At 29.4% G+C, this 24,190-nt stretch carries 18 protein-coding genes and 2 riboswitches; of the genes, 12 read left to right on the top strand and 6 right to left on the bottom strand.

Going from position 1 to position 24,190, the window contains the following annotated elements; genetic code table 11:
• Positions 1-9 precede the first annotated feature (9 nt).
• The 11 genes from IAI10_RS10230 (at position 10) to IAI10_RS10180 (ending at position 15,520) form a co-directional block, all read left to right on the top strand.
• Positions 10-2,991: a type I restriction endonuclease gene (locus tag IAI10_RS10230; RefSeq protein ID WP_156736305.1), complete on the top strand. Its 2,982-nt coding sequence runs from the start codon at positions 10-12 to the stop codon at positions 2,989-2,991.
• A gap of 41 nt (positions 2,992-3,032) precedes the next feature.
• On the top strand, positions 3,033-3,434 hold the full coding sequence (locus IAI10_RS10225) for a transporter (RefSeq protein WP_315673280.1): 402 nt from the start codon (positions 3,033-3,035) through the stop codon (positions 3,432-3,434).
• Positions 3,435-3,490: 56 nt separating this feature from the next.
• On the top strand, positions 3,491-5,284 hold the full coding sequence (locus IAI10_RS10220) for a TerB N-terminal domain-containing protein (protein ID WP_315673191.1): 1,794 nt from the start codon (positions 3,491-3,493) through the stop codon (positions 5,282-5,284).
• A gap of 153 nt (positions 5,285-5,437) precedes the next feature.
• Entirely contained in the window at positions 5,438-7,267 is a 1,830-nt protein-coding gene (locus IAI10_RS10215) for a P-loop NTPase fold protein (RefSeq protein ID WP_156736311.1), read from the top strand.
• Position 7,268: 1 nt separating this feature from the next.
• A complete protein-coding gene (qatB, locus tag IAI10_RS10210) occupies positions 7,269-8,090 on the top strand; it encodes a Qat anti-phage system associated protein QatB (protein WP_156736314.1) in 822 nt (273 codons plus the stop codon).
• Positions 8,087-9,385 carry a Qat anti-phage system QueC-like protein QatC gene (qatC, locus tag IAI10_RS10205; protein ID WP_156736316.1) on the top strand — a complete coding sequence of 433 codons (1,299 nt, stop codon included), beginning with the start codon at positions 8,087-8,089 and terminating at the stop codon, positions 9,383-9,385. The genes qatB and qatC overlap by 4 nt, the downstream gene beginning before the upstream one ends.
• On the top strand, positions 9,378-10,115 hold the full coding sequence (qatD, locus tag IAI10_RS10200) for a Qat anti-phage system TatD family nuclease QatD (protein WP_156736318.1): 738 nt from the start codon (positions 9,378-9,380) through the stop codon (positions 10,113-10,115). The genes qatC and qatD overlap by 8 nt, the downstream gene beginning before the upstream one ends.
• 127 nt (positions 10,116-10,242) lie before the next feature.
• Positions 10,243-13,140: an AAA domain-containing protein gene (locus tag IAI10_RS10195; protein WP_156736320.1), complete on the top strand. Its 2,898-nt coding sequence runs from the start codon at positions 10,243-10,245 to the stop codon at positions 13,138-13,140.
• Positions 13,141-13,236: 96 nt separating this feature from the next.
• Entirely contained in the window at positions 13,237-13,899 is a 663-nt protein-coding gene (locus IAI10_RS10190; RefSeq protein ID WP_156736322.1) for a DUF5710 domain-containing protein, read from the top strand.
• Between the two features lie 139 nt (positions 13,900-14,038).
• Complete coding sequence (locus IAI10_RS10185) at positions 14,039-14,707, top strand: metallophosphoesterase (RefSeq protein ID WP_156736324.1); 669 nt, start codon at positions 14,039-14,041, stop codon at positions 14,705-14,707.
• Positions 14,708-14,947: 240 nt separating this feature from the next.
• Positions 14,948-15,520 (top strand): HD domain-containing protein, encoded by a 573-nt coding sequence (locus tag IAI10_RS10180; protein WP_156736326.1) that lies wholly within the window; start codon positions 14,948-14,950, stop codon positions 15,518-15,520.
• Between the two features lie 164 nt (positions 15,521-15,684).
• Here the strand turns inward: IAI10_RS10180 and ytaF are convergent, their stop codons facing one another.
• From ytaF to IAI10_RS10150, 6 genes are all read right to left on the bottom strand, one after another.
• A complete protein-coding gene (gene ytaF / locus IAI10_RS10175) occupies positions 15,685-16,299 on the bottom strand; it encodes a sporulation membrane protein YtaF (RefSeq protein ID WP_156736328.1) in 615 nt (204 codons plus the stop codon).
• Between the two features lie 243 nt (positions 16,300-16,542).
• Positions 16,543-16,980, bottom strand: coding sequence for a DUF1523 family protein (locus IAI10_RS10170; RefSeq protein WP_156736330.1), 438 nt, complete (start codon positions 16,978-16,980; stop codon positions 16,543-16,545).
• Between the two features lie 147 nt (positions 16,981-17,127).
• Positions 17,128-17,862, bottom strand: coding sequence for a protein kinase family protein (locus tag IAI10_RS10165; protein ID WP_156736332.1), 735 nt, complete (start codon positions 17,860-17,862; stop codon positions 17,128-17,130).
• A gap of 3 nt (positions 17,863-17,865) precedes the next feature.
• On the bottom strand, positions 17,866-18,213 hold the full coding sequence (locus IAI10_RS10160) for a zinc ribbon domain-containing protein (RefSeq protein WP_156736334.1): 348 nt from the start codon (positions 18,211-18,213) through the stop codon (positions 17,866-17,868).
• A gap of 74 nt (positions 18,214-18,287) precedes the next feature.
• Entirely contained in the window at positions 18,288-18,977 is a 690-nt protein-coding gene (locus IAI10_RS10155; RefSeq protein ID WP_156736336.1) for a TVP38/TMEM64 family protein, read from the bottom strand.
• 119 nt (positions 18,978-19,096) lie between these two features.
• On the bottom strand, positions 19,097-21,640 hold the full coding sequence (locus IAI10_RS10150; protein WP_315673190.1) for an HAD-IC family P-type ATPase: 2,544 nt from the start codon (positions 21,638-21,640) through the stop codon (positions 19,097-19,099).
• A 109-nt stretch (positions 21,641-21,749) separates the two neighbouring features.
• A riboswitch (NiCo riboswitch) is annotated at positions 21,750-21,845 on the bottom strand.
• A 394-nt stretch (positions 21,846-22,239) separates the two neighbouring features.
• Here IAI10_RS10150 and IAI10_RS10145 point away from each other — a divergent pair.
• Complete coding sequence (locus IAI10_RS10145; protein WP_156736340.1) at positions 22,240-23,547, top strand: Nramp family divalent metal transporter; 1,308 nt, start codon at positions 22,240-22,242, stop codon at positions 23,545-23,547.
• A gap of 112 nt (positions 23,548-23,659) precedes the next feature.
• A riboswitch (M-box (ykoK) riboswitch) is annotated at positions 23,660-23,814 on the top strand.
• The last annotated feature ends 376 nt before the right edge of the window (positions 23,815-24,190 follow it).

The raw sequence follows: 24,190 nt of genomic DNA, 5'->3' as shown, positions 1-24,190 counted from the left end.
AAGCCTAGGATGATTAATTATAAAGAAAAGGATTTTGAGGATTGGGTAGAAGAATGTCTGATAGAGCAGGGCTATATTAAAGGTAGTTCAGATAACTATAATAGAGAACAGGCATTTGATACTAGTGCATTATTCTCGTTTATAAAATCCACACAACCAAAAGAGTGGAAACGACATGAAATAAATTATCCAGGTAATGCAGAAAAAGCATTTTTAGATAGATTAATAAAGGAAATAAATTCTAAAGACAAAGGACTTATCCATGTTTTAAGACATGGATTTATTGATAGAGGAGTTAAATTTAGATTAGTATATTTTAAACCTGAAACAACATTAAATGATGATTTAATGGATAAGTATAATAAAAATATTTTTCAAGTAATAAGGCAACTACGTTATTCAATTCATAATGAAAATAGCATTGATGTAGTGATATTTATAAATGGTATCCCAGTTGTAACTATAGAACTTAAAAATCCAATGACAGGTCAAAATGTAGAACATGCAATTCAGCAATATAAGAAAGATAGAAATCCTAATGAGCCTATTTTTGGTTTCAATAAACGTTCTTTAGTTAACTTTGCTGTAGATCCGTACTTGGTATTTATGACAACTGAATTGAAGGGGGATAAAACATTTTTCTTACCATTTAATCAGGGTTCTGCGGGTGCAGGAAATATAGGTGGAAAAGGTAATCCAACTAATGCAAAAGGTTTTGACACAGCATATTTATTTGAGAATATATTAAACACTGATAGTTTACTTGAAATACTGCATAAGTTTATTCATAAAGAAGCAGATAAGGTAACTAAGAAAGAAAAGATAATATTTCCTAGATTTCATCAAATTGATGTAGTAAGGAAACTTTTAAAGGATATTTATGAAAATGGTGCAGGTAAGAATTATTTAGTTCAGCATAGTGCAGGCAGTGGAAAGAGCAATTCTATTGCATGGCTTGCACATAGATTGTCAGGACTTCATAATGCAGATAATAAAGCTATATTTTCTTCTGTTATAGTTATTACCGATAGAAAAATATTAGATAGCCAATTACAAGATACAATTTATCAGTTTGATCATGTTGCAGGTGTTGTAGAAAAGATTGATGATAATTCAAATCAACTTTTAAATGCTATTAATAGTGGAAAGAAGATTATTATTACTACATTACAAAAGTTCCCTGTTATATATGGTGAAGTAAAAAAGGTATCAGGAAAGAATTTTGCAATTATAGTCGATGAAGCTCATTCCTCGCAAACTGGACAAGCAGCAACTAAGTTAAAGATTGCTCTTGCTGATATTAGTGAAGCTTTAGAAGAATATGCAAGAATTGAAGAAGTAGAAGAAGAAAATATATTAGATTCACAAGATGAAATAATAAAAGAATTAGTTTCACAAGGGAAACATGCAAACCTTTCATTCTTTGCATTTACTGCAACACCAAAGGCAAAGACTTTACAGATGTTTGGTGAAAGAGGAGAAGATGGTAAATATAGAGCTTTTCACATTTATTCAATGAGACAGGCTATTGAAGAAAAATTTATTTTGGATGTTTTAGATAGCTATATGACTTATAATATGTACTATAATGTAGTGAAAAATATACCTGATGATCCAGAGCTTAACTCAGCTCAAGGTGTTAAGGCAATTAAAAGATATCAATCGTTACATCCACATAATTTAGCACAAAAAACAGCTATTATGGTGGAACAATTTAGAAATGTAACAAGACATAAAATAGGTGGAAAAGCTAAAGCTATGGTAGTAACAGCATCACGTATGCATGCTGTTAGATACTGTGAAGAATTTAGAAGTTATATAAAGTCTAAAGGGTATAATGACCTTGATGTATTAGTTGCATTCTCAGGTGAAGTAGATGATAATGGAATGCCAAAGACAGAAGAAAAAATGAATAGTTATAAAGGAAATCCAGTAAAAGAGAGTGAGCTTAAAGATGTTTTTAAAACTGATGATTTTCATTTTTTAATAGTTGCCGAAAAATATCAAACAGGTTTTGATGAGCCATTACTTCATACTATGTTTGTAGATAAAAAGTTAAGTGATGTAAAGGCAGTGCAGACACTTTCACGTTTAAATCGTACTTGTGTAGGAAAGGAAGATACTTTTGTTTTAGATTTTGCAAATACAGCAGAAGATATACAGAAAGCTTTTCAACCTTTTTATGAGTCAACAGTATTAGAAAAAGAGACAAACCCCAATATGCTGTATGATATAAAGCACATTTTAGACAAAAAGCAAATATATACCAAAGAGGAAGTAGATGGCTTTATAAATATATTCTTTAGTAAGCGTACTGGAAAAGAAGATTTAGGCAAGGCATCAGCATTTTTGAAGCCTGCAATAAGTAGGTTTTCAGAACTAGAAGAATTGGCACAAATGGAATTTAAGTCTTCGTTGACATCCTTTGTTAGACTATATGCTTTTATTACTCAGGTTATAAGGATGTATGATAAAGAATTGCATGAATTTTATACTTACGCAAAGTTTTTAATGAAGGTATTGCCACGTAAAAAGGAAGATAATATTGATCTAGAAGGTAAAATATCCATGGACTATTATAAACTTCAAAAAAGCTATGAAGGGCAAATATCACTTGTAAAAGAAAGTGAAGGAGCAGTATATGGAGCAGAACATGCAGGAGGAGCAAAGCCGCAATCAAAAGATACGTTAAGTCAAATTATAAAGAAAATAAATGAACGATTTGGAACACAGTTTGGTGGAGTTGATAAAGTCATGGAACAAATAATTGATGATTTTAAGAGTGATAAAACCATAGTAAATTTTGCTAAAGATAATGAAGTGGAGATATTTGGACATGTGTACAACGATATATTTAGTAAAATATTGGTTGATGGATTTAAAAACAGTAATGAATTTTATACCGAAATGTTAAAAGATAAGGAAAAACTAGAATTTTTTAAAGCAGCTATGTTGCCTATTATATATAATGCACTTAGAAATGCTGAATAGTAGCAGTGTATAAAACTAGGGTTAATTTAATGGAAATGGTGGTGTGGCATTTGAAAAAGAGATTTATGATTGAACAATGTAGGAGACTTGGGATTATACATCAAGAAGAAAGTGAAGAATTAAAGCAAGAAGATGAATTAAATAGTAAATGGTTAATCATTCATAATGATGGGCATAAGGAATTGATGAATGATTTTGTAAAGTTTCTTAAAAGCACAGATAATGAGGAGAAAAGAGTAGCTAAAAAATGGCTAAAGAAGAGTATAAAAAAATCTAATGATATAATCAAAAAATTAGATGCAAAATACAACGACTTTGTTAATGATGAAGTTATGAACCAAGAAGATGAAAGAATTTATCATATGAATGATGGTGCTATTTGTATTGCTTATACATTAATTAATATTATTGATAAGAGTAAATATATAAGTAAGTTAAAATAGTTTGCGGTTAATGAGCAATAGAGCTTTTAATATTGGTAATGGGGAGAGGATTTATTTTGGGGATATTTGATATTTTTAAGAAAAAGAAAAATGAATTACAAAAAGTTGTTATCGGTAAAAATGATAATGAGCAAAAAAATAATGATATGTTAGCAATAAGACCAGATATTATTCCACAAGATGTATTTAGATTATTATGGTTTATTGATGGTAAATATAAAAATTATGAGCAATATGCAAAAAATAGATCACAAATTGATATTGAGGGAATAAAGATTGAGATTTCTTTTATGGGTTCATCAGAACCAAGTGCTATAAGTATGAATTTACCAATAAAACAACCAAGAAATATTGACGAAATAGAAAGACCATCTTATTATCCTGCATATGCATCTATATCTTCAGAGCAAAGGTGGATATATTTGAATTGGCTGAAAAATATAGATTCTGATATAAATATAGGATATGTATTTATTTTTTATTATGGACTTGAACGTCATTTATTCTTTGGAAATTATGAAGAAGCTTTTAATATGGTGTTAAGATTACGTAATAAACATAAGAACGGTTCATTTTTAGCATATTCTTCAAATGCATTAATTGCAGCATGCTTGTTTCATAAAAGAGAAGATTTATTTATTAAGTATATAAATAGTATTGAAACTGTGGAAGAAGTTAATATGTCAAATATATATATTCTTGCAAAACAAGCTATGGGTATAAATCTTACTGCAAAAGAACTCATGGCTATTGCAGGCAAAGTAGGCTTCACTAATAAAAGATATATAAGGGACGAAAGTAATATTTTTGAAATAGAGCTTAATAAGTTACTGAGGGAAAAATATGGTGATGAATATCTTGCTTTAAACAAATACTCACCATTAAAATGTCCAAAAACGAGAGAAGTGATATTAGCTAACTATTCAATTGATGAAAATCAAAGAGTATTAGCTATACCATCAATATTAGATAATCAGGCTTTTTCAGATACATTATTAGAAATTTTAAAATTAACACATGAAAATGTAAAGGCTACATTAAAGGAATTAAGAAAAGGTGGAAAATATGCACCACAAGCACAAGCTATAAAGAATATAGCAAAACAAGAACCAGATGAGGTTTTTAGAAAATCTGTACTTTTTGACGAGATTGAGGCTAATTTATTTGATAAGAATGTGGAGTTATACAATGAGGGAGTATGCCCTTACTGTAATAAGCCTTTATTAAAACGTCCTGTACAAAAGGGAAAGTGTAATGAATGTGGGAATACAATTCTTGTAAAGAATAGTGTTTTTACAGGTGAAAAACTTATGATGACAAATACTGAATATGAAAAAATGGTAGAAATAAGAGATGAACGTTCAAGAAGAAATTGGATTAAAACTATTATTATTAACGAAGGTCTAAATATTTCTGAAGTAGCAGAATTTATAAAAGCGAAAAAAGTTAGTATTGAACAAGCACTAATTGAGTGTGTAAAAAAGCAAGCTAAAATAAATAAAAGCAAATCAAATTATGGTTTATATAGGAACAGCTTAATGCAAATAGGTAATATTTATGAAAGGTTGCAAGATTACAATAAAGCAATTGATTTATATTTAACTGTATGCGTGTATGACTTGAGTGGGTGCTCTAATTGGTCAGAAAGCTTTAGAAAAGAACATGCATTTCTTGCTCCAGCAGTTATTGCATGGATATCAAATTTATCTGAAAAGCTTGAACTTGACGAAAGTGAAGTTAAAAAGCGATTTTATATAATTGCATCAAGCTTAGAAATTGATAATATTAGTACAATGGTTAATGAGTATTGGGAGCAATTAAAAGAAGATTTGTATCACGAAAATATTTAATTGGAGGGTTAATTAACTGTAGAACGTATATTTTTAGGATAAAGGGATTTATTTCTATTGGATATAAAATTAATTTATCAGCATTCATGTAAATAATAAGTTAGATATATGTAGAGTTAAAGATAGTATGATATTACAAGCAAGGAGGATATTATGTGGAAGGATAGTGAAACAGAATTAGATTTTCTAGATTTTGACTATTTAATCAATATACTTAAAGATATAATTGAAGACGAAACATTATTACCGTCTAGTGTTGGGGTATATGGGGACTGGGGCAGTGGAAAGTCAAGCTTAATAAGCATGAGTATGAATACTTTTAATAAGGATGAAGATACAGTGTGCTTAGTGTTTAATGGGTGGCTCTTCGAAGGTTATGAAGATGCTAAAACTGCTTTAATGGGAAGTATACTGGATAAGATACAGGAAAATAGAAAATTATCTAAAAAAGCAGCTATATGTATTAGTGGGTTGTATAAAAGTATTGATAAAATGAAGTTGTTAAAAAACGGGGTAAAGTACGGTGCGGATATATTCTTAACAGGTGGAATAGGAACTATTACAGATTTAACACTTAATAGCATTGTGTCTAAAGTTAAAGATAAGACTAAGGATGTAGATACAGATGGAATTATTAAAACAATTAAAGATGAGTTAAGTAATAAGGAAATAAGACAGAATATTAAAGAGTTTCAGAAGAGTTTTGCAGAGTTGTTAAAAGAAACAAAGATTAAAAGACTAGTGGTTTTTATAGATGAATTAGATAGGTGTAGTCCTGACACTATATTAGAAACGTTAGAGGCGATTAGATTGTTTTTGTTTGCTGGAAATACAGTATTTATTATAGGAGCTGATGAGAGACATATATCTTATGCTGTAAAAAGAAAATTTGATAAAATCGAAGGTCAGCAAATTGATATTGGAAAAGAATATTTGGAAAAAATAATTCAGTATCCAATAAGAATTCCTAGATTAAATTCTAAAGAAGTTGAATTTTATATTACATGTTTATTATTTCAAAAAGATTTAAGTGATGAAGAATTTAAACAAGTAATAAATTTTCTTAAAGAACAAAAGCAAATTAAATTTCTTGATTTTACACTTGACTATACTATTATACATGCTACCTTACCTGAAATAGGTGAAAAAGTTAAAGATAGTTTAGCTGTGTCCAAACAACTATCTTCAGTATTAGCTAATGGATTAAATGGTAATCCACGTCATTGCAAGAGGTTTTTGAACTCTTTAGTAATGAGAGAAAAAATGGCTCATTATAAAGGAATTGAAATAGATAGAAAAGTTCTTGCTAAAGTAATGTTACTTGAATATTTTAAGTCTCCTTTATTTAGGAAAATAGCTCAATTGCAATCAAGTGAAAAAGGAAAGTCTAAAGAAATAGAATTATTGGAGCTTGGAGAATTAACAGAAGAAAGTGAGCTAAGAATATGGAAAGATGATAAATGGGTAAAAGAGTGGTGTGAGATAGAGCCAAAGTTATCAGAGATAGATGACTTACGACCATATTTTTATTTTTCTAGAGAATCTTTAGATGAAAAGTTCGATACTAGTGTTAAAAAGTTAAGTCCAAAGGCTAAGGATATATTGGACAAGTTAGTAAGCAAAACTAAAGTTGGTATTAATGAAGCTATAAAGGCAGCAGAAGAAATTAATGATTATGAATCTGGAGAAATATTGCAGAGTGTTTTTGTAAAAATAATATCAGATACAAGTGTTGATAATGATTTATTCAAAGCTTTTATTGAATGGGGTAAGACAAAAGAAATTTTATATTCCAATGTCTTAAGTAATTTAAGTGGACTTTCAGGTGAACGTATTAATATATCATTGATACCAGTAATAAAAGATTTCATGAATGAATCAAAGAAAATTACTGAAGTTTTAGAGATTACAAAAAAGTGGGCACAAGAAAATAGTAAATTAAAACCTGCTTTAGAAAGATCATTTAAGAATCAGGGGGAATAATATGGGGACATCAAGTATATATAAGGGTCCAATAGGTAAGAATCCTTTATTACCTGAAGGATTTGAAGATGATAGTATAACAAAGGATGAAAAGCAAGATCACAATACAGATAACAATGAAAAAAAGCAAGAAGATAATGAAAAGCAAATGGGTTCATGGCAGGAAACTAAAAAAGCTATGTCCCAATATATCAAAGGTAGCTCTTCTAGTAAAGCACGGGTTTTAAATAATTATGTAAAGGCATATGGTGGGGCTAAGAGAGCTTCAACGCAGTCGGCGTCAGGAAGAAATTCTACGGTACAATTAGGAAAATTTCTTTCAAGTATTAGAAGCGTAGGTATTATAAAGACATTTGAAAAATTACATATAGATTATGTAGGTAAAAGTGTTGAGACATTATTATCTGAGATGGTTAACATTATATCATCTAATTCAAATACAAAAGAAGATGCTATAGCTAGGAATGCAACTATTGAAGCATTATCAGAAATCTATGATTTTTTAGAACAAAATAATAAGGACATTACTTCTTTGGATAGAATAGATGATTGTATTTTTGAACAAATTATGAGCATTTATATTAGTGATTATATATTTGAAAAAATGCTAAATGATTTACAAAGTAGGTTTGAACAGTATGCTAAAAATACACAAGAAGCATTAAGGGTAGAGAAAGAATTTAAAGATTATATTAAGAATTCTGTAGATATAAAATTGAAACAAGCTAAACTAGAACAAATTGATTACAATAATGCTGATATAGGTAAAATTATTGAAAATCTATATACGGAATGTTTTGAAGTGTTGGAGGTGTGTGTATGACTTCAATAAATATAGTTTGTCAAGTTGATGGTGCTGAGGAGTTTAGAATTAATGCTCCGTTTATAAATTACAATATAAATGATAATGAAATGTTTTCGTATACATTTTGGAATAATCAATTAAAAAGGTTACCAACTTATTTTTCTAATGTAGGAATAGATTTATTATGTTTGTCTTTGTTTGTTTTTGGGGCAGATAGAATAGTTCCTAGAAAAGATTTTGAGGATTGTTGGACTAGAAATATTAATATGTATATACCAGTTTTAGAATTAGAAATATGGGAACAGAATAAAGAACTAGTTCAAAATATGTTAAATTACTTAAGTGGTGATAAATGGAATTTGACGTTTAGATATAGAGGTTTTACAAAAAATGAGCTGGAATGGAAAAATAGAATTAATAATTCTAATGAAACTAAAGTGAATGCTAATAAGGTATGTATGTTTTCAGGTGGTCTAGATTCATTTATAGGAGTTATAGACTTACTAGAAGTATGCAATGAAGAAATAATATTCGTTAGCCATTATGGCGGTGGAAAAGGAGTTAAAGAGTATCAAGATGGATTAAAAGACAAATTTATTAATAACTATAATGTTAATGAGAATATTTTCTTTAGCTTTTATGCAGCTGCTATGAATGGAAAAGAAGATACAACACGAACACGCTCATTAATGTTTTTTTCTCATGCAATAGCTATAGCTACATGTATGAATACTCAGGTTAATCTGATAATACCTGAAAATGGATTGATTTCACTTAATATACCATTAACTAATTCAAGACTTGGAAGCAGTAGTACAAGAACAACTCATCCATATTACATGAAAATGCTACAAGAACTGTTATCTAAATTGGGGATTGATATTAGAGTAATAAATCCATATCAGTTTAAAACTAAGGGAGAAATGATACAGCAATGTAAAAATATTGGGTTTTTAAAAAATAATATTGTAAACACTATGTCATGTTCTCATCCAGACCATGGAAGAATGTTAGGGGAAACTGAATCTTGTCACTGTGGAAATTGTTTACCATGTGTAATTAGAAGGGCTGCAATAAAAAAGTCAGGAATTGAGGATATTACAATATATAGAGATAAAAAATTTGATAGTGGAAAGACAGCAAATATGAATTTGAATTCATATTTATTGGGAATTGGTAAGTATGATGAAAAAAATTCATTTTTAATTATTCAAAAATCGGGTCCACTTACTTCAGATTTAGAAAAGTATTCAGCATTATATAAAAGAGGACTTCAAGAATTAATGGAATTGTTGGAGGAATGCAATGAATAGGTTTAATTATGACACTCATATGCATTTAGATTTATATAAAAATATTGATGATTTAATCAAATACATTGAAGAGAATAAATCATATACTATTGCAGTAACTAATTTACCTGTATTATATGAAAAGTATATTCAAGAGTATAAAAATCTTAAATATATACGATTTGCTGTTGGATTACATCCACAGTTAATTGGGCAATATAAAAATCAAATACCAAAACTGATAAAGGATTTAAAGTATAGTAAGTATATTGGTGAAATTGGATTAGATTTCAATGAAGAAGATGTTGAAAATAAAGCTTTGCAAATAAATACATTTAAAGAGATTATAGATAATTGTAATAAACTTGGTGGAAAAATATTGAGCATTCATAGCAGAAAAGCTAGTAAGCATGTAATTGAAATAATAGGGGACAAATTTAACGGCAAGATTATTCTACATTGGTTTAGTGGGACAATTAGTGAACTAAGGGAAGCTATAGAAAATGGATATTACTTCTCAATAAATACTGAAATGGTAAAAAGTAAAAAAGGTATAGAGTTAATAAAAAATATACCAATAGAAAGAATTTTAATAGAAAGCGATGCTCCTTTTACTAGGTCAACAAAAGACGGGTATAATCTTAATTTTATAAGTGATATAGAAAAAGGATTAATTAAAATAAAAGGTTTAGAGGGAACAAATATTAATGAAATATTAAAAAATAATTTTAAAAAGTTGCTAAATGTCTAAGTTGTAGTAAATAGAGGTTAGAAATGAACGGTAAAACATCTGTTGGATTTTATAATTATTGTAGGTTACATGTAAGTTATAGTTAGAAAAACATCAAGGACATATCACAAGAAAGTTTGGTGGAAAATTGAGTAATAAAATAAAAGAGATAACATCATATTTTAAAAGTGCAGTTGCATCACAAGTTAATAAGGGAATAGAATTTAAGGAAGGTAATTATTATCAATTTGCATTTGATGAATTGATAAATGGGCAAATTGATAAAGAGATTTTTGTAAAGTTGTCTAAAGTATCTTCAGAAAATAAAGAAAAAGATAGCATTAATGTGATAATTGTTGCAAAGACAATAAAAACAATTTTTGATTCTCAAGAAAAGAAGAATAGTAACTTTGAAGATTTGACAGGGGTATACTATATTCCTTCTATATTAAAAAAGGATGGTAGCCTTCATTATGATGAGGGAAAGTTTCCCTGGATACCTAGAGAATTTCTTCAACCTATGATTGAACCTATATTATCAATGGGAAATTATAAAGATTATGACAACTATATGAGTGAAAGTATAGGGAGAATTCATAAAATAGAAAGCTGGCAAGATTACATAAATTTTGCTAAGGATATATATGAAAATGTTACTAAAGCAAAATTTTCGGAGTGTAATCTATTAGATACTGAACTAGATAAACATATTTATATTTTAAAAGATGATACTATAAATGCTACAACATCAATACTAAAATTGTATGACAATATAATTGACGAATGTAAAGAGTCTAAGCTTTATGAGAATTTTATAAGTTTAGATTTTAATAAAGTATCACCATTGATACCAAATGAACTATTGGAAATGAACAAACACTGTGGACAGATGGGAGGAGAATACCCATTATCACCTTCACAAAGAGAATGTATTAATCATTTTACAAATATGACCAATGGTGAAATATTAGCAGTAAATGGACCACCAGGTACAGGTAAGACAACCTTGCTTCAATCCATAGTTGCTAATATGTATGTAGAAAGAGCATTAAAAAAGGAAAAGCCACCGATTATAGTAGCGTCGTCTACAAATAATCAAGCTGTTACTAATATAATAGAGTCCTTTGGTAAAATAAATGTTTTAGGATATGAAAATCTTGAAGAAAGATGGATTGAAGGTGTAAATAGTTTTGCTGTATATTTTCCATCAGCTAAAAGTGAGAAGAACGCAAATGCTAAAGGATATCATTATACTAATTTAAAAGGTGAGAATTTTATTTCAGATATTGAAAGTGAAGAAAATATACTAAAATCTAAAGAAAAGTTTCTGAAAAATTGCAACAAATACTTTAGTGATAATATTTCAGACTTAGGTGTATGTGAAGAAAAAATACATACATTATTATGTAGAATTGATTTAATTAGAAAAAATCTTTTAGGGTTAGTTAATAAGCTTAAATCATATGATCTTAATGATAGAACTATAGAAGAGCATTTAGTATTTCTAAAGGATGAAATAAATGATTTAGAATGTAAGATATCTTCAGATCTTTTACGAGTTGAAGCTTGGAGAAAGCATTTTAAGGAAATGCCGCTGTTGTATAAATTATTAAAATTTCTTAAAAGCTATAGGACAAAGATAGAAATAAGAAATAGAATGTTTATTGAAAGTGAAGAAACCTTTTTAGATGAATATATGAGCTTAGATAAAATTGAGGAAAAATATAGCTATATAATTAAGGAATTAAAAATTAAGCTTGGAGAACTACAAAGAGTATATAAAGAAATAGAACATATAAAGGTTCAGTATGATGACAATTTAAGAATATTGAATGAACTAAATATTGATATATTTAAAGGAGAAAAGCAAAAGTTTCCTATTAAATTAGATAAAATAAATGAAATAATGGATAAAACCCTTAGATACATTGAGTTTTGGTTAGCAGTTCATTACTATGAATGTAGATGGACTAAAGGAGAAGATAGTTTAACTGAAAAACAAAAGGGAAAAACATTTGAAAATGTTTTGTATAAGCTATATAACAGATTGAGTATGGTTACCCCTTGTTATGTAATGACTTTTTATCAACTTCCAAAGAATTTTTTAGCATATGAAAATAGTAAGAATTTTTATCTTTATAATTACATAGATTTATTAATTGTAGATGAAGCTGGACAAGTTTCTCCTGAAATAGCAGCATGTTCTTTTTCATTAGCTAAAAAGGCTATAGTTGTAGGTGATATATATCAAATAGAGCCTGTGTGGAGCGTTAGTAATGCTTTAGATAAATCTTTAGCTATAGAAAAAGGAATAATAAAAAGTAAAGAAGAATTTGAAAAACTTTCTGAGTTAGGTATGAATGCTTCAAATTCAAGTGTAATGAAAGTAGCTTCAAAAAGTTGTAAATATATGAAATTTGAAAATAGAGGATTATTTTTAAGTGAACATAGAAGATGCTATGATGAAATTATTTCTTATTGTAATGATTTAGTATATAAAAGAAAACTTGAACCTATGCGTGGAAAAGGTGTCAATGATAAGGGATATAAGTTAACTAAACTACCACAGATAGGGTATAAACAAATTGAAACCGGATATTCAAGCAAAAAGGGAAGTAGTAGATATAATAAAGAAGAAGCAATTGAAATAGCAAACTGGATTAATGAAAATTTTGATATGATTAAAGATGCATATCCAGAAGAAAATATAAAAAATCTATTAGGTATAATTACACCATTTAAGGCACAGGTTAGTTGCATAACAAGTGAGATTAATAAGAAAATACCAGAAGATATCAAGAAAAATATAAGCGTTGGTACTGTACATACTTTTCAAGGGGCTGAAAGAAGGATAATAATAATGTCTACAGTGTATGGTGAAAATGAAGGTTGTTATTTTATAGATGCCAATAAAAGTATGTTAAATGTTGCTGTTTCTCGTGCAAAGGATAGCTTTTTAGTTTTTGGTAATGTCAATAGTTTAAAAAATGATAAAAGCAGTGCAAGTGGGTTATTAAAGCAATATATTATGAATAATAGCATATAACTGATTTATGTAGAGACTAATATTAATATAAAATTTAACACCAGTATGAGAAATAATTAGCAAGCACTATAGTCGAAAAGAAAGGAAATTATTCTTATGGATAATAATAAAGTGTGGTTGGATGTACCATATAAAGAAAAAGATGAAGCTAAATCACTTGGAGCTAGGTGGGATGTTGATAAGAAAATGTGGTATGTGCAAAATTCTAAAGATTTATCAAAATTTAAAAAATGGATAAATGATACTGTAATAAATATTAAGGCAGAAAATCCTTTCTATATAGCATATGGTTATCGAAAATGTTGGAAATGTGGTAGTGCTACACCAGTAATAGCTTTATGTAGTGAAAATTATAAAAGTCTTAATGTTGATATAAATAATAAAGAACAATGGGTAAATGAAAAAGGGTTAGTTTTTTTTCAATATATAAAGTATTTATCAGATAATATAATTAAAATAATTAATGAAACGTTTCCTTTTTATAAGAATGGTTTTTCTAAATTTATACAGAAAAAATATTGGAATAATCATTGTCTTAAGTGTAGTGCACTTCAAGGTGATAACTATTTGCATGATGAATATGATTCAATATTTTCACCAACAACTAGAGAAGAAGCAGAGAAAGTAACGCTAATAGAAATAGAGCTTCATAAAGCAATAGAAATGAGCGGTTCCTATGGATATTCATCTACAAATGATTTAATAGAAACATATTCCTTAAAAATTACTTATAACGATTTTATAAAGAAAAAGGGTTGATTTTTAACTTACTAGTATGAATAAGGAATTAATTTAAATAACAAATAGAAAATATTGATTTGTTTTGGTTATTTATAATTGTGATGTATATAGTTCCGTAATTATTGTATTTTAACATATAGGAGATGATACAAAAGCTATGAAAGTATTTGTAACAAGTGATATTCATGGAAGGTTTAATGTACTTAATAAAATTATCGAGTTTGTTAAAGAGAGGCAAGATATAGATTGCATAATTTTATGTGGAGATATAACTGGAGACCATGTATTTAGCTATTTTTATGAACTTGAAGATAAGCAATACGAGGATTACAAAATAATTAAGGATAAGCTACAGCAATTGAATAGAAAAGTTTTATTTATTCAAGGTAACCATGATGTATTTACTGTTGATAAGTCAGATATTACTTATTTACCTTATTGTAAGACAGAATCTTTTAATAATTTCATAGCTATAGAATATGTTAATTTCCTTATGTATGGAACAAAGCGTGAGGGAAATGAACAAGATATGATATGCAGGCTATCTAAGCTTAATATAGACAATAAAAGCATTATTATATCACATCTTCCACCATACAAATGTTTAGATAAAGCTAATAATGGTGTTTATTACGGGAGTGGAGCTATTAGAGATATGATAAAGGAAAAAAAGCCTGCATATTTTTTCTGTGGGCATGTGCATGACTCTTTTGGTTTTAAAAAGTTACATAATACATTTGTTTTCAACGCTGCTTGTAATAAAATTACAACAAGAGGCTGGGTTGTAAATTTAGAAACTGCAAAGTATGAGAAGGTAATATTATAAAAATACAATTTCAAAATGGACAAGTGTTGATATATATGTGATTTTTAAATATCCTATATTTCTTTTAGAGAATATAAATGTATGTAAAAGGTAGAGGTAGTATTTATGAGTAAATGTGGTATATGAGGAAAAGAGGGTGCAAAGGATAGAATAGGTGAAAATGGGGAAGAAGATATTTGAATATTTGAAATAGAAAGCGAGCACAATAGTGCAGTTGATATCATATGAGGGGGAGATCAGATGGTTTATATGGATGATAGAGAGGAACTTACTAATATACTTCTTAATAACAATGGAGATGATATTTTATCTTGTGCAGATAAAATATTAGAATTAGTACCTGAATTAATAGTTTGTAATAAATGCGAACATGAACATAGAGCACATAAATATAATGTTTATATACATATTCTTCATGTAGTTGCAGGTATAGATAGTGATTTAACACTTAAACTTGCAGCATTATTTCATGATATTGGCAAACCTTATGTTAAGAAAAAGGTGAATGAAAAGGTTCGTTATTGGGGACATGAGGAGGTTAGTGGTATAATTTCTAATCTTGTACTTAATAGACTTGGTTACGATGAAAGTATAATAAATGATACATGTACTTTAATAAAGATTCATGATAAAAAAATCAAGCCTACAATTAACGATATAAAATTAGTTGTTGATAGCATTGGAAAAATGAATTTTGAAAGATTGCTAAAATTACAAACAAGTGATATTTCTGCACATGCAAATGAGTATGCTGAAATAATAATTCCTAAATTAGATAAAATTAAAGAAGTATACATTAATAATAAATTTTAGTAAAAATTAATGGGAAATTATATGATGCAAGAAAATGATACAGGGATGTGATCATGAAATTTAAATAGGCGCCATTATGGCAACCTATTTTCTTGAAAAATTTCCCTTTTGGAATTGTTAATGATTAGTGGTCAGAAAAGCTAGGCATTCATCAGATACTCTTTTTATAGGACTTGCTTCATGCCTATTAATATTAATAAAATACCAGCTATTAAAGTAGCCTTTTTTCCTAGATTCCATTTATTAAGGAAATCAGTAATATAGTTACCTGCCCAAAGAGCTAAAAAGCTTATGACCGCAGAAAAAAGTCCTACAAAAAGTGAATTTAATCCAATCATGCCTGCACTTAGACCGCCACCAATATTGTTAATTGATAGAGCAATACCAAGGAAAGTAGCTTCTTTAAAATCAATGTCTTTAGAATTATCAATATCTGCATTTTCAGGTTCTTTTAAAATATCATAGACAGTTTTTTCTTTATTAGTGTTATCTTCTATTTCAGAATTGACTTCTTTTTTGAAATAAGGTTCTATTATAATCCAACAACCAATAATTACAAGTAATATCATACTTAATATAGAAGATATATGATTATTTAATAACTTTGGTATGATGGTTCCTAAGAATGCGGCAAAAGAAGAGATAAAAAAAGTAATAATGGAAATCCATAGATTTTTTAAAACAGATATTTTTACACCACGAATACTATAGGCAATTCTAACACTTATATTATCAATGTTATTAGCTAAGGCAATAAAAATTGTATAGATAAAACTCATGAATATTCTCCTTTTTTATATTATTTATATTGCTATAATATGGAGTTAATATAGAATAAGTGAAATGGTGATTTGTATCATGTTTAACAGATATAATAAACCGATAAGATTGCATATAAGAAAGAATGATGAGTAATGTAAAAAAAGTAATGCCAGTGAATAAAGAACAAATGTAAGTATAATAAGAAATGCTTAATGTTAGAAACATTAAGCATTTCATTTTTTTAGTCTGAGCTAAAGTCTTCAATTTTGTATTCCTTTAACTTTTACAATATTTTGATAGTTTGAAAAGAGAGGGATGTTAAAGCCATATACTGTGATTTCATATTTTTTATTTATTGATATTGCCCAATATAAATCTTCAGAATTATGTTTCATTTCTATAAAATTGTTTGCGTTTTTGAATACTCTAATTTCACCATCTTCAGTTTGTGCATAAATTAAATACACATCGGTATTTTTATGCTTTATTACTCGTTTATTTGTAATGGTTACTTTATAAGTATCTCTAATAAAATGAGGAGAGAGCATAATTACAATAATTATTACAATAACGGCAGGTATTAATATCAATATTCCTGTCTTAGATTTTAAAAAATTATTATGTCGAAAATTATTATGTCTAAATTTTTTATATTTAAATTTATTATACCTAAATATATTAGTAATATTTCTTGGCATAATACCTCCTCAATTTAGATAAATTGATTCTCTTTTATTCTTACTTCTAATATTTAGACATTAGTATATTGTAGATGTAAATAATTTCTTGATTAATTTGTACTAACTTCAATGACATGTTCCTTTAAAAATTCCTATGGGTGAGTACTAAAAAGATGACTCTCCCGCAGCAAAAGCTTTTATAAAATCTGCTTCAATGTCTTTTATATTTTTATACATTAATTCAATGCCTAGAAGCTTTTTTAAAAATAATATTTGTTCAGATGTTAGTAACAGTTCCTTATACCATGGCAAATTTTTACGTTTTACTTTAGGTTCAAAGGAAGAGTAGAGCAAATACAGAAAAAAATCGCCCAAATAAGAAAAGTCTAAATCATAGGGATAGTTATCGTTATTGGCCCATCTAGATAGGCCGAAGTCAAGTAGATTAACTTTGCCATCATTAATTAATACATTAGGTATCCTAATATCCCTGTGAACAATACCATTTTCATGAAGATATCTTATAATACTAATTAGCTGAATACCTATATTAAAGAATTCCTCCATAGTAAATTTGTGATTACGTTTAAAGAGAAGCTCCTTTACGGTGAAGCCTTCTTTAAATTCCAATACAAACCCGTAAAAGCCTTTTTCATTTATTACACCTAAAAGCTCAGGGATTCTTTTATCCTTCAATTTTGATAGTATAACTGCTTCATACGCATTTTTATCTGAATTTCTCTTAAAGAGAGTAGGCTTAAATTTCTTTATAATAACCTTTTCTCCCGTATTTGATCTAGCAAGAAAACATAAGCCATATCGACCTTCTCCAATAGGTTCTTCAATGGTATATGTTCCTACTACTTTCCCAGAGTATTTTAGCGTTTTGCAAAACCACATATCTTATTCATTTACTTTTTTGCCGCATTGCATACAGAATTTTGCATTTGGAGGCAGCTTCTCTCCGCAATTCATACAAAATGAGGTGTCATTTACCTTTTCACCACATTGCAAACAAAACTTTGAACCAGCTGGAATTTGAGCTTTGCATTTAGTACAAAGCATATTATTTCCCCTTGAAGGCGGTTCATTATAAATAGGCGTATTTGGGTACTGATGTCTATTTTTACGATAAGAACTGCTTCTGGAAGCTATTATATCAAATAAGTCTCCGAAAAGACCTTTCTTTTGATAGTGGTTACTTCCATAATGACCATGTCTATAATGTTTTCCACTTGATGAAGAACTCATATTTTTATACCTCTTTCTTTTTAGAATTTAAATTATATTTCTTTTAAAAGTTAGTTTTAATAAATTTATTTACATTATACATTATTTTGTTTTCGCTTATATCTATTTTGTAATAAAAGTCCTGTTGATATTAATAGTATAAGACCTATTAATGTAATAATAATCCCTAGTATATTTTTGTCATAAACCTGTGCCCCAACAGATACCCAAATTAGTGTGCCAGGTATTCGTGATAATCCATATACGAAAAATAGCTTTGATGCTTTAATAGGTGTAAGACCAGCTATGTACATCATCAAATCTTTTGGAATAACAGGGATTAAACATATAATTAGCATACCAAGCATACCTTTTGTTGAATTTAATATTTTTTCTATTTTATCTATTTTGTCTTTGGGTATAAACCTACTAATAAATTCGTACCCAAATAATCTTGAAATGTAGAAGGCACATACTGTTCCAAGCATTAATCCAACCATAGATAATAAAAATCCTAATGGAATGCCATAAATAAAACCACCACATACGTTAAAAATATCACCAGGTATTACAACTAAAAGTACATGAACTGCTTGCAGCAATATATACATTAAAAAACCTAAGCCGCCAAAGGATCTTAAATATTCTCTTAAAGCCTCGGGTTTTTTCACTTTTTCAATAATCCATGGTGCAAAGTTTATTCCTAAAATAACTATTCCTGATATTATTATAATCATAACTACTAATTTAATCTTTATTTTATGGTCAATTTTTTCTGTTTTCATAATACCTCCGCTAATATTTAAGTGCAAAAATCAGTGTCATAGTACCTGGATTAATTTGAAGCATCATTGCAGGCACTATGACCTTAAATTTTATTATAACCAAATTTACGTTATTTAGATTATTGGCTTAAAAAATTACATTTACTTTTTACTTTGATACGTTTTATTGCCTTTACAAGCTCATACCAAACCACTGAAGCTGCAGCAATTAAAACTGCCAGCATTAATTGCTTAAAAGACAAAGGGGCTAGCTTCAAAAAGCTATTTAGCGGAGTATATAAAATTACTACTAAGCCAGCTAGCGTACCTAGACTAACAGTCCACATTACCTTATCCTTAATAAGCTTAATAAAGGATTTAGCTGCAAAATCAGTATTTGAGCTGTTAACATGAACAAGTAGCACATTAGCAAGTAATATAATTGTAAGTCCCATTGCTCTTGCAAGTGATGCATTGTCTGGATTTTGCTTTAAAAATGCAAAGTAAGTTCCAAAGGAGGCTCCAAACATCACAAGACCTTGTATTATGCTTTTAGAAAGAGTTTTTGCTGTCAGCATTTTTTCCTTTGGATTACGAGGAGCTCTTTCCATAATATCAACTTCAGCAGGCTGACGTTCTAATACAATAGAACAAGTTGGGTCGATTACTAGTTCAAGTAAAACAACGTGCAGTGGAAGCAGTAGAAGACTTGCAGGACTTATTCCAAGCAGGGGAGCAAGCAGTGCACCAAAGGCAATAGGAATGTGAATAGTGAAAACATATCCAACTGCTTTTCTAATATTATCATAAATTCTTCTTCCATCTTTTATAGTTTCAACGATGGTGGAGAAGTTATCATCAAGTAAAATTAAATCCGCTGCCTCTCTTGAAACCTCTGAGCCACGTTTACCCATAGCAATACCGATATCTGCGTGCTTAAGGGCAGGGGCATCATTAACGCCATCACCAGTCATTGCAACTATTTCACCATTTTCTTTAAAGGCTTTAACTATTCTCATTTTATGCTCAGGAACAACTCTTGAGAAAACACTAACCTCTTTAACTTTTTCTCTAAGCTCTTCGTCACTCATTTTATTAAGCTCATCACCAGTAATAATTTTATCGTTGTTTGGCATATTAATCTGCTTAGCTATGGAGCTTGCAGTTATTCCGTTATCTCCAGTTATCATAACCACACGAACGCCTGCTTTTGTACAGGTTTTAATATCTTCCTTAACTGACTCTCTAGGTGGGTCAGCTAACCCAATTAGTCCACAAAGCTCTAAGCTGCATTCCTTCAGTGTATTTGGAATATCATCTGTGCTGAGTATATTCATTTGCCCAACGGCAATAACACGTAGTCCTTCCTTAGACATTTCAAGTATTTTCTTTTCCGCTATTTTTCGTTCATTAGCAGTCAAGTTACATATAGTTAAAATACGTTCAGGTGAACCTTTTGCTGTAACTAAAATATTATCGCCATTTTGCCAAACGTGACCCATCATTTTAAGTTCATCAGTAAAGGCATATTCTTTAATAAGCTCTCCACCAAATAGAATATCTCTTGAGATTCCTTGCTCCTCGCAATAGGATATCATAGACTTTTCCATTGGATCATAGGCATCAGCTTTACAGCCCATTCCCATTATTTTAATCAAGTTCTTTGTATCATTTTTTAAACTCCAAGTATCTCTAACTGTCATTTTGTTCATTGTTATTGTTCCTGTTTTATCAACACAAAGAACGGAAACAGCACCTAGGGTTTCTACTGATGGTAGCTTTCTAACAAGTGAATTCTTCTTAGCGAGTCTCCATGCACCCATGGATAGAAATACTGTTAGTATTACTGGGAATTCTTCTGGTATCATTGCCATAGCAAGAGTTACACCAGATAGAATACTTTCTATAAGTCTATCTCCGAAGGTATGGTCTGGTATATTAAAATACGTAACAATACCAACAACAGTAAATAAAACTGCTGCAATTATTGCGCATAGCTTTACTAATTTTCCTGTTTGTAATTGAAGTGGTGTTGGATTATCAGGAGCTGATAAAACATTTTGACCTATTTTTCCATATTCAGTAGCTGGGCCAATTTTATCTACTAAAATAGTACCAGTACCATGGGTAACAAGAGTTCCTGCATAGCAGTAGTCTTTGCGCCAATAATCAGAATCGTTGCCCTCACAGTTATCCTTAGAAGTCTTCCATACTGCTTCAGCTTCTCCAGTTAAAGAGGATTCATCAATAGAAAGAGTACTAGCTCTCAAAACTACTCCATCAGCAGGCACTTTAACGCCCTCTGAGATAAACATAATATCGCCTGGTACTAAATCGCAGCTGTTAATTATTTTTTCAATTCCATCTCTGAGTACTTTAATCTGTGGTGCTGATAAGTCCTTAAGTGCTTTTAAGGTTTTATCTGTTTTCCATTCCTGAATTGTTTCAATGCCTATAATTCCAATAACGAAAATAAGCATAATTGCGCCATCTTTAGGTTCTCCAAGTATAAAATAGATAGCAGCTGCAACAATTAGTAATAAAAACATAGGCTCGGTAATGACGTGTAAAATCTTGTGTAAAAAGCTTTCTTTTTTTTCAGCCACAAGTTCATTTTTACCGAATCTTTCTTGAAGTTTTTTTGCTTCTTGAGTAGTTAGACCTTTGAAATGTTGTTCTGTCATAAATAGTTACCTCCATTTTTGCTTATTATAAGCATTTTTAAGATAGCTCTATGGCATTGCAATCATCAGATATGTTCTATGGGTATAAAAAAATACCCGTAGAACATTTTACTGTCCCACAGGTATGTGTTATCATCCTGCTGCCAATTAAGGCCCGGCCCCACGAACTTATAAAAAAGTTCATCGCCTGCTCAGTTTGTACTGTAGATTTATATGCAGTGCAAAGAGATATTTAAATTATAGCACAAATTACATGATATGTAAATAGGGCTAATTTTATTTGATTTGAGATAATGAGTATTTTTATAAGATTATTATAAATAGCATGTTAAAGAGCTGTTAGTAATGGGGATTAAGAGGAGAGATTAAAGCTTTTTTTAACAGATGTTCTATATCATGCAGCTTTGTCTCAATATTTTCTAGGGTATAAGCTGTTAACTAATTATATGCTGAAATAAAGAAAAAAACACTTATATTGTAACAATTTTTACAAATGATACATAGGTTATATTAGCCCCAAAATAGTTTGAACTAAAATTGTTAATCAATAATAACTATTTTAGTTTAAGAAAAAAGGTTTATAAAGAGGGAGGTGTTTTATGGAAGGTGAAGAAAGGCTAGTTGGTATTGATGTACCTAATACAGAGGTTATTTCTTTTAAAACAAGAAAAAATAAAGATGCAGAAAAATCAAGTAAACTTAAGAATATACTTAAATTTTTAGGACCTGCTTTTGTTGTTAGCGTGGCATATATTGATCCTGGTAATTTTGCAACTAACATAAGCGGAGGATCAAAATTCAACTATGCGCTTATTTGGGTAATTTTATGGAGTAATATGATGGCTATATTTCTACAAACTATGTCTGCCAAATTGGGAATAGCTACAGGCTATAACCTTCCAGAAATGTGTGCTAAAGTGTTTTCAAAGCCAGCAAATTGGGTTTTTTGGATTGTTGCCGAACTAGGTGCTATGGCAACGGATTTAGCAGAGTTTCTCGGAGGAACATTAGGGTTGTACTTATTGTTTCATATTCCTATGATATACGCGGGACTTCTTACAGGAGTAATGACATTTATTATTTGTTATATGGAAAAGTATGGACAAAAGCCTATTGAGATTATAATATCAATACTTGTTGGAGTAATAAGTGTTGCATATACAATAGAATTGTTTCTTGCAAAACCAAATTGGGCTCAGGTAGGCATTCATACGATAAGTCCAACGCTTCCTAACGGTGAAGCTGTATTGATTGCTGTAGGAATGCTTGGTGCTACGGTTATGCCTCACGTAATATATTTACATTCCCAATTAGTTCAGCACAGAAGTATTGATAAATCAGATGAAGGAAAGTTAAAACATTTAAAAATGGAAAAGATAGATGTTGCTATTGCTATGAATATAGCTTTTGTTGTTAATGCTGCAATGGTCGTAGTTTCTGCTGCAGTATTTTGTAAAAATGGAATGATAGTAGATACAATGGAACAGGCTCACAAATCGCTACAACCTTTATTAGGCTCTTTATCAAGTGGTGCTTTTGGAATAGCGTTACTTGCATCAGGTTTGTCGTCCTCTGCTGTTGGAACACTTGCAGGACAAACAATTATGAAAGGTTTTATTAATATAACCATACCTGTAAATATAAGAAGAATTATAACTATGGCACCAGCTTTAATTATAATTGCAATTGGAATAAATCCTATGAATGCTCTTATTTTGAGTCAAGTTGCACTAAGCTTTATTTTACCATTTCCAATAATTCAGATGTTAGTTATAGCAAAACGTGAAGATTTAATGGGAGTTTTAGTAAACAAGGGGCTAGTAAGATTCTTAGGCATTTTAATAGCAGCAGTAATAATTATACTAAACGCAGTGCTTTTGTATCTAACATTTACAGGAAGAGCATAAAATATTTCAAGATTTTTATTTAAGATTAATATTTTTAATTTTATTAAGATTAATATTTTTAATTTTATTGTTGACATTTTGTATTTTGTTGCATAGAATAATAATGACAATTGAATTAAAACGGTAGGTGAGGTTACCACAGGGATACGGGTTGCTGCCGCGGAGTAGTGGAGACACTATGAGAAGGTTAGCAGGCTATGTCGACTCAAGGCATAATCTAATGCAATTTCATTGTCCTGTGAAGCTAAAGCTTGAACGGTATATATTGTAAGTATGTAGTATATTTGCGTATATATTTTTGTGCGGATTATTTTTCCTTGCCTAATTATGTTTGGCAAGGTTTTTTTGTTTTAAATAGAGCTGTTTGGCTTTATATAAATTATTATATTTAGAAAGTTGAGGTGGTAATAATGGACTCGGGAAGTAGTAGGGGCATAGAACCTGATGGGCAAAGTATTAAATTAACAATTGATTTTAAGAATATTCCCATGTTTATTCTTATCACCAATTACACAAACTAATAATATAAATTTTTATATGCAAAATAGTTTTTAATTATAAAAAAATTTTAATTTAAATACTTTGTCTTGTTTTATGCCATTTCTTCCTAAACTAATATTTTCATTTTTAAATTTTAGGAGGT

It is taken from the genome of Clostridium sp. 19966, assembly GCF_032335695.1.
In the GTDB taxonomy this organism is placed as follows: Bacteria; Bacillota; Clostridia; order Clostridiales; family Clostridiaceae; genus JACTOJ01.
The sequence above is the reverse complement of the archived record's forward strand: the minus strand, read 5'-3'. Positions and strand labels throughout refer to the sequence as shown.